The sequence below is a fragment of the Propionivibrio sp. genome, from assembly GCF_016790145.1.
Taxonomy (GTDB): Bacteria; Pseudomonadota; Gammaproteobacteria; order Burkholderiales; family Rhodocyclaceae; genus Propionivibrio.
This window is the reverse complement of record NZ_JAEUOI010000222.1, coordinates 39,546-45,990: the sequence shown is the minus strand read 5'-3', so window position 1 is coordinate 45,990 and position 6,445 is coordinate 39,546. Positions and strand designations below refer to the sequence as shown.

Genomic DNA, 6,445 nt, shown 5'->3' with positions numbered 1-6,445 from the left:
CGGGAACCGCCCGGGCGCGGGTGCCCGCCGCGCGCAGGCCACGGAAGGCGGCGAGGGCCGAGCGCCTGAGCAGGCGATCGGCAGGGACAGGAAGGGAAGGGGACAGCGGAATGGCTTTGGCTTTCATGATGAACTCCGGTGAATGAAGGAAACGATGGCAAGGCCATCGGCCAGTCATGGCACACGGGTTCTCGGCCGGGCCGCCTACGGCGGACCGAAACCCGGATCAGCAAATGGGGGGCTGTCCCCAAAAAACGAAAAACCGAAGTGGGGGTCCGGTTTGGGAGAACGGGGGGAGGGGGAGCCCGCCTGTCAGGGGCACAGGAATTTCAAAAAAAATTTGCAAAATTTTTAGCGTCACTTCGAGGGCGAGTGGATCACCTGATAGACGTCGTCGAGCGGGTGGAGATCGCCAAGGGGATCAACCTGGACGTCAGTTCCGTGCGGGAGCGGCTGCAAGGGCAGGGGTTGGCGTACGCGCTGGGAGCGCGGATGTGGCACCTTCGGTCCGCTGCGCAACGGTGAGGATCGTGCTTACGCGGCTCCAACTGAACGCTACTTGTCCTGGGGGCGGTTGACGGACTTCCGGGCATGCGCCGGGCGGGTGCGTCTTGGCTTGGGTGCGAAGCGATCAAGCCAACTCTTCTCGTGGGCTGATCTGCATCAGCCTGCCGGCCGGTTGAAGCGGTCAGATCTCCGAGCGCAGAGGGAGAGTCAGGTGTGCAGTGGTCAACTGACGCAGGCGCCAAACTGGGGTCGAACGTCAGCTTGCCAAGCTTGCGAACTCGCACTCCCGACCCGTTGCGGCCATTCAGACCTTTAGAAAGCGGTCGTTTGTTGAATAGCTGGATACGGCAGCTCCGGGAATGACAAAGGCGCCGTGAGACGCCTTTGTCGTTTGGGTTCTTCTTGAGCGGAAGATCTGGTGAGATTACTTGACCAACTCAATCTCGCCTGGCCGCCACGTCTTGTCAAACCACGGTTGTAGCGGACCATAGAGCCGTAGCAGCGTATTCCAGCCCTTGCCAGGGACAGTTTGCACCCAGTTACTTTCCTTGCCCTTCGGTGGAGTTGGCCCAAAATAGACATCCACCGAACCGTCCTGATTGACCATCAGTCCTTTGGTCTGGCTGCTCACCGCCGGCCAGTGCTGGTCGGTCTGGAGCATCGAGCGGGTCTGGTTGTCGTAGAGGATCACTGACCAGAAGTTGGCGACCGGGATATTGGGCGGCAGGTGGAGCCTGTAGTTCTTGCCGCCATCGAGCGGCTTGCCTTTGGAATCGACGAATGCCGCCATGTATTGCGACCCTTGCCCGACCATTTTTGAATCCATTGCCGGTGTTACACCGGTTGCATAGAACATGAAGCCCGCGTAGCCGTCCAGAAGGCGTGCACCGTTTTCCTCAAACTTGTAGCCGCCAATGAACCCCATGCGCCAAGCGCTCTTGGTGTCCGGATAGTAGTAGCCTTCCGGTGAGCGCCAGCGGTACATGGTGGCCCGCGCGGTGGCATCGCCGACCAGTGCAGCCTCGGTGAGGATCTTCTTCATCCGCGCATCGGGATTGAAGGGTTTGCCCTTCTGAATACCAATCGATGCCCAGAGGCCAAGTGTGGTTGGGTCGACCGACTCGGTCGGCTCCTCCTGAACCACCTGATTGAGATACTCCCAGAATGGATATTCAGCCGGGCCAACCGTATTGAAATCCCGTCCGGATACGTTAACAAAGTTCAGTTTCGGCGGATTGGCTTCCTGTCCCAGCGGGTAGATCTTGGTGTATTGCTTGACCCGATCCACACCGGGTTTCGGGTCGCCATTCTCGAGGAAGGTGCGCCATGCGATCCAGTTACTGAAGGTTGGCGAGCGCACCACGTGGTAGCCCTGTTGCGGAATTTCACCCTTGTAGTTGGGTGGGATGATCAGATACTTGCCGCCCTCACCCTTGTCCGGCCCGACCATGCCGATATCCGTAAGAAAGTGATACCACATGTCGTCGACCAGGCCGAGTACTTTGGGCGGCACCTCAACCACCAGCGGGCCATTTTTCAAGTCCAGCCAGAACCAGGTGTACGGCGTATTGTTGTTCGGGGTCAGGAAGAGCGAGCGGGCATTCATCATCGTTTCGAAGATCGGCACGGTGGTGTTGGCCGGCCCCACTTCGAGGATGCCCTTGCGGTTCGCCAACTGGCTTACTGGCGCCAGACCGAGCAGGTAGGCCTGCACGGCTCGCTGGAAGTCAAGATTGTCGTAAAGTTTTTCGACGGAGGCATCGTCAGGAAAACCGTCGAAGAATTTCAGGGTCCCCAAACGGGTGTCGATTTTGTCCGGCATTGCGATGCCAGCAGGGATTGCAGTCGTCATCTTCATCTTTGGCGGGTTTTCCGCCTGCGCGGTACCGGCAGCCAGCACGCAAACGAATACACCGGCGAACAATGCCGTCATGTGTTTAACGTTCATTCCTGTTTCCTGTCGAAATTTGGTGAGCAAAAGGAAGCGTCCTTTAAAACTACCAGCGGAACCCGACTCCGATCACGCTGCCATTCAAACGCCACATTATCAGCTTACACCTACCCCTCCTCAATGACTGGTTTTGGCTGATGTTATTAACGTCCGTTCATGGCCGATAGGGTGAGTAGGGCCCTGCGCCAGGAAGCCGACGTTCGCCGAAACCACGAATTTTTCAATGGCCGCAATGTGGCGCGTACCCCACTTAGTACTGTCGGCCACAACCCGCCGCTCGCCTGTTCTCTAAAGTTGTCATTCAAGTAACCGCTACACTCCGGAACCTGCCGGATGGCCTATACGTGCTAATCCGCCATTCCGGTTTTTCGCCCCAAGGTCAGCTACGCAGCGGTTGCTGCCGTTAGGCTAGACTGTGCGTCAGGCAAGTCCCGGCCAGGTTCGGCCGTTCGCTGTTTGCGCAGACCTACCGTTTGAAAGGCCGGTTTGCTTTAAAACCTGTCGGAGGAGCTACGCGAACTTGTCCGCGACAACGGCCGTTGGCCGAAGGCGCTCAATCGGGCAGCAATTAGGCTGCTTACCTGCCATTCACCCTTGAGCAGTCGCGGTCGGCAGCTTTCATACTTGGCGAAAGCGAACTCCGACCCAAAGTAGTCCTTTAGCGAACGCCTAAGCAGAACTTCGGGGTGCTCACACGACGGGCCACAAGGAGGTAGGTAGCGATTGGGCGTCTGATTGGTATTGCATTGCGCGTCCAACTACTGTTGATCAAATGGGTGCTTCGCCAATTTTTGGCTACTCTCTGTTTCGTTCGAGCGTTTCCGAAGGCAGTTCTCCAAAGCACTTTCTGAAGGCACGAGAGAATTCGCCGAGGTGCCAGAACCCCCAGCGTAGTGCTTCGTTTGCGACGGTGGTCGATCCCGAGGTTGCTGCTATCAGCGCCTGGCGAACCCGGTGCAGCCTAAGCTTTGCTAGGAAGGCGACCGGCGTCAATCCCATGACCTCCTTGAAGGCATACTCAAGGGCCCGCTCGCTGACGCCGGCAATTCGGCACAAGTCGGTCACGTAGAGGTTGGCACCGTTTTGCGCCAGGACATACTCCTCGGCAAGCTTCACGATGCGGCTCTGCCGCTGGCGAGTCCGGTCGCTCCGACTCGGCTTGAATACTTCGGCCACACCAATAGCGGCAAGTAGCTTCTCGAAAAATTCGATCTGTAGCGCAGCAAGCATCCTCTCACCGACATTGAACAATTCAGGCTGCTTTGCCGCAGTCTCCGCGAGTTGCCTACCCCAGGCGAAAAGTTTGTTCGCGACGTCAGGGGCGGCTGAGAGCATTACCGCCTCCCCCGGTGGGGGAAGCAAGCTGGAGCGTTTGCGGACGGACAGGTGCGCATCGAGATCCATTGCCGGTAAAAGAAATGTGATGCTTTCCCAGCCTGGCTCGACGACGAATCCGACCTCAGCCCCCAGCCCTGCGGACAGCAATTGGTCGGGTCTGACCGGCATTCCGTTGACCGTACCTGTAGAACTCGGCCCGAATACAACGTAGGCGACCAGTCCTTCACTGCATTTTGTACGCGTCCGCAAGCGGACATTGCTGGTATTAAGCGCTATAGCAGTTGTGCCGGCCCGTACAACCACGCGACGCGCCCTCAAGGAGCCTGCGTGGAGTTGCACCGCGTTCAGGTCGACCAGTTCGATTCCTTCGTTTGCCTCGGAAGGATCGGTGATTTCAATCACCGTAACGGCGGCTGTAGTTTCTTTGGCCAGGGAATTCACGATGGGGATTACTTGCGGAAATACGATAGACAGCGACTTTACTCAAGCGCAGACTTCCAACGGTCGCCTGTAAGGTCAACGGATGCCGTTGGCTGTTAGCCAGTTCATGAGTGTAACAGTAAAGAAGGATCCCTCTGCTGCTCCCCTACGCGAGTGCCGCGGTAACAGTATTTCGGGGGATGCCGTTGCGCATATGCAGCATGTACGGAGGAGCGAAATGATGAGGAAAATGGCCGCCCGGGGTTTGGGTAGAAGCACGCGCTTCGGATTCTGGCTCAGGGCTGGATTAAGCGCCCTCGGCTTCATGCTTGGCGCGCTTGCCTTGCCATCCACCGTTACAGCGGCGGACAACTCGCGCCGGCCCAATATTGTCGTCATTCTGGGTGACGATCTCGGCTATGCTGACCTGGGCGCCTTCGGCAGCGAAATCCGAACCCCGAATATGGATTCCCTTGCCAAACAAGGGGTGCGGTTCACGAATTTCTATACCAATCCGACATGTTCTCCGACACGGGCAACACTGCTGAGTGGCGTCGATACCCATCGCAATGGTCTGGGAAACATGGACGAGTGGACGGCACCCAACCAGCGCGGCGCTGTCGGTTATGAGGGCCATCTCAACGAGCGGGTCGCCACATTGCCGCAATTGTTGAAGGACGCGGGTTATCACACCTACATGGTGGGCAAGTGGCACCTCGGCAAGAGCCCGGACCAGATTCCCCGGGCGCGGGGCTTCGAGCGCGACTTCTCGCTGCTCGACGGTGCCGGCAGCTACTGGGACATGACCAACATGACCTCGGCCAGCCCCCTTTCGGTGTTCACCGAAGATGGTCGCTACCTGAAGGAACTGCCCAAGGATTATTACGCAACGCAGACATACACGGACAAGTTGATTCGCTTCATCGACGACCATCGTGGCGACGGGAAACCGTTTTTCGCCTATGTGGCCCATCAGGCACCGCACGATCCCTTCCATTTACCCGCCGACTGGCGCAATCGCTATGCCGGAGTGTATGAAAAGGGTTGGGACGCCGTACGAAAGGCACGCCTGAACCGGCAGATAGAACTCGGCATCATGCCAGCAGGAACGAAACTCGCCGAGCGCATGTGGTTCGTCCCCGACCCCATCGTGCTGGCGCCGGAAAAGCGGGCGTTGCTCGCCAAGAAGATGGAGCTTTATGCGGGCATGGTGGAAAATCTCGACCACCACGTCGGACGCCTCGTCGATCATCTCAAGAAAATAGGCGAATACGACAACACCATCTTCATCGTCTTTGGCGACAACGGTGCGGAAGGCACCGATCTCGCCGAATCGATTGCGGGAACCCCAGGCACGCGCGACGCACTTCACTTCGCGACAAAATGGCCGAATAACAAGCCCGAAAACTGGGGCGACCCGGGCTCGTATGTCGGCTATGGTCCGATGTGGGCACAGGTTTCGATGACCCCGTTCAGCCAGTATAAGGGCTGGGTTGCCGAAGGCGGCATCCGCAATGCCCTTGTCGTCAGCGGACCGATCATCCGTCGTCCGGCGGGCAGCATCAACCACGGGGTGATGCATGTTGCCGACATCATGCCAACCCTGTTGGAAGCCGCTGGAGTAACGTACCCAGCAAAGACTACCGCAGGCCAGCAACTACCACCACTGATGGGAAAATCCTGGGGGCCGATGCTTGCCGGGCGTGCGGAATCACCGCGCACGGCGCAGGATTATCTGGGCTGGGAGATTTTTGGTAACCGCGCGGTACGCCAGGGGGATTGGAAAATTCGTTGGCAGTACAAGCCATTCGGTAAAGGCGACTGGGAGCTTTTCAACCTGGCCAACGATCCGGCCGAACGGAGCAACCTCGCCACGGAATACCCCGAAAAGCTAGGGCACATGAAGGCGCTTTGGGTTGACTATGTCAAGGCCAACAACGTGATCCTGCCCAGCCGCTCACCTTTCGAGACGCTGGAGTTCAAGCTTCCACCACGGGTACCGGACGACGAAGGCTACCCGCCACTAATCTACAAACAGCAATTCGAGCCACCCAAAGATATGTGGGCCGATCCTGAGCCGAATCAAGGCCATTCCAGATAAGCAAAACGAAACTTGGCATTAGTTCACCACCAGCCGTGTGCTCAATGCATTGTCTGGTAAACAACGAGGTAATACATGAAATCGAAACTTCGGTTAGCCGCTTTGGCCACACTGTTCAGCGCCTCACT

Annotated in this window: 4 protein-coding genes; 1 reads left to right on the top strand and 3 read right to left on the bottom strand. The window is 57.8% G+C overall.

Annotated features, from left to right (window positions below):
- Positions 1–357: 357 nt before the first annotated feature.
- The 3 genes from JNM42_RS18075 to JNM42_RS18065 all read right to left on the bottom strand — a co-directional run bounded on the left by JNM42_RS18075 (position 358) and on the right by JNM42_RS18065 (position 4,198).
- Complete coding sequence (locus JNM42_RS18075; RefSeq protein WP_294273554.1) at positions 358–501, bottom strand: hypothetical protein; 144 nt, start codon at positions 499–501, stop codon at positions 358–360.
- Positions 502–931: 430 nt separating this feature from the next.
- Positions 932–2,455 carry a DUF1254 domain-containing protein gene (locus JNM42_RS18070; protein ID WP_294273552.1) on the bottom strand — a complete coding sequence of 508 codons (1,524 nt, stop codon included), beginning with the start codon at positions 2,453–2,455 and terminating at the stop codon, positions 932–934.
- A gap of 798 nt (positions 2,456–3,253) precedes the next feature.
- Positions 3,254–4,198 carry a helix-turn-helix domain-containing protein gene (locus JNM42_RS18065; RefSeq protein ID WP_294273549.1) on the bottom strand — a complete coding sequence of 315 codons (945 nt, stop codon included), beginning with the start codon at positions 4,196–4,198 and terminating at the stop codon, positions 3,254–3,256.
- Positions 4,199–4,454: 256 nt separating this feature from the next.
- Here JNM42_RS18065 and JNM42_RS18060 point away from each other — a divergent pair, with 256 nt between their 5' ends.
- Positions 4,455–6,317 (top strand): arylsulfatase, encoded by a 1,863-nt coding sequence (locus JNM42_RS18060; RefSeq protein ID WP_294273544.1) that lies wholly within the window; start codon positions 4,455–4,457, stop codon positions 6,315–6,317.
- The last annotated feature ends 128 nt before the right edge of the window (positions 6,318–6,445 follow it).

What these genes read in the sequence shown, in the direction of transcription:
- JNM42_RS18070 (WP_294273552.1), bottom strand. Translation starts at nt 2,455, where the DNA reads ATGAACGTTAAACACATGACGGCATTGTTCGCCGGTGTATTCGTTTGC.
- JNM42_RS18060 (WP_294273544.1), top strand. Translation starts at nt 4,455, where the DNA reads ATGATGAGGAAAATGGCCGCCCGGGGTTTGGGTAGAAGCACGCGCTTC.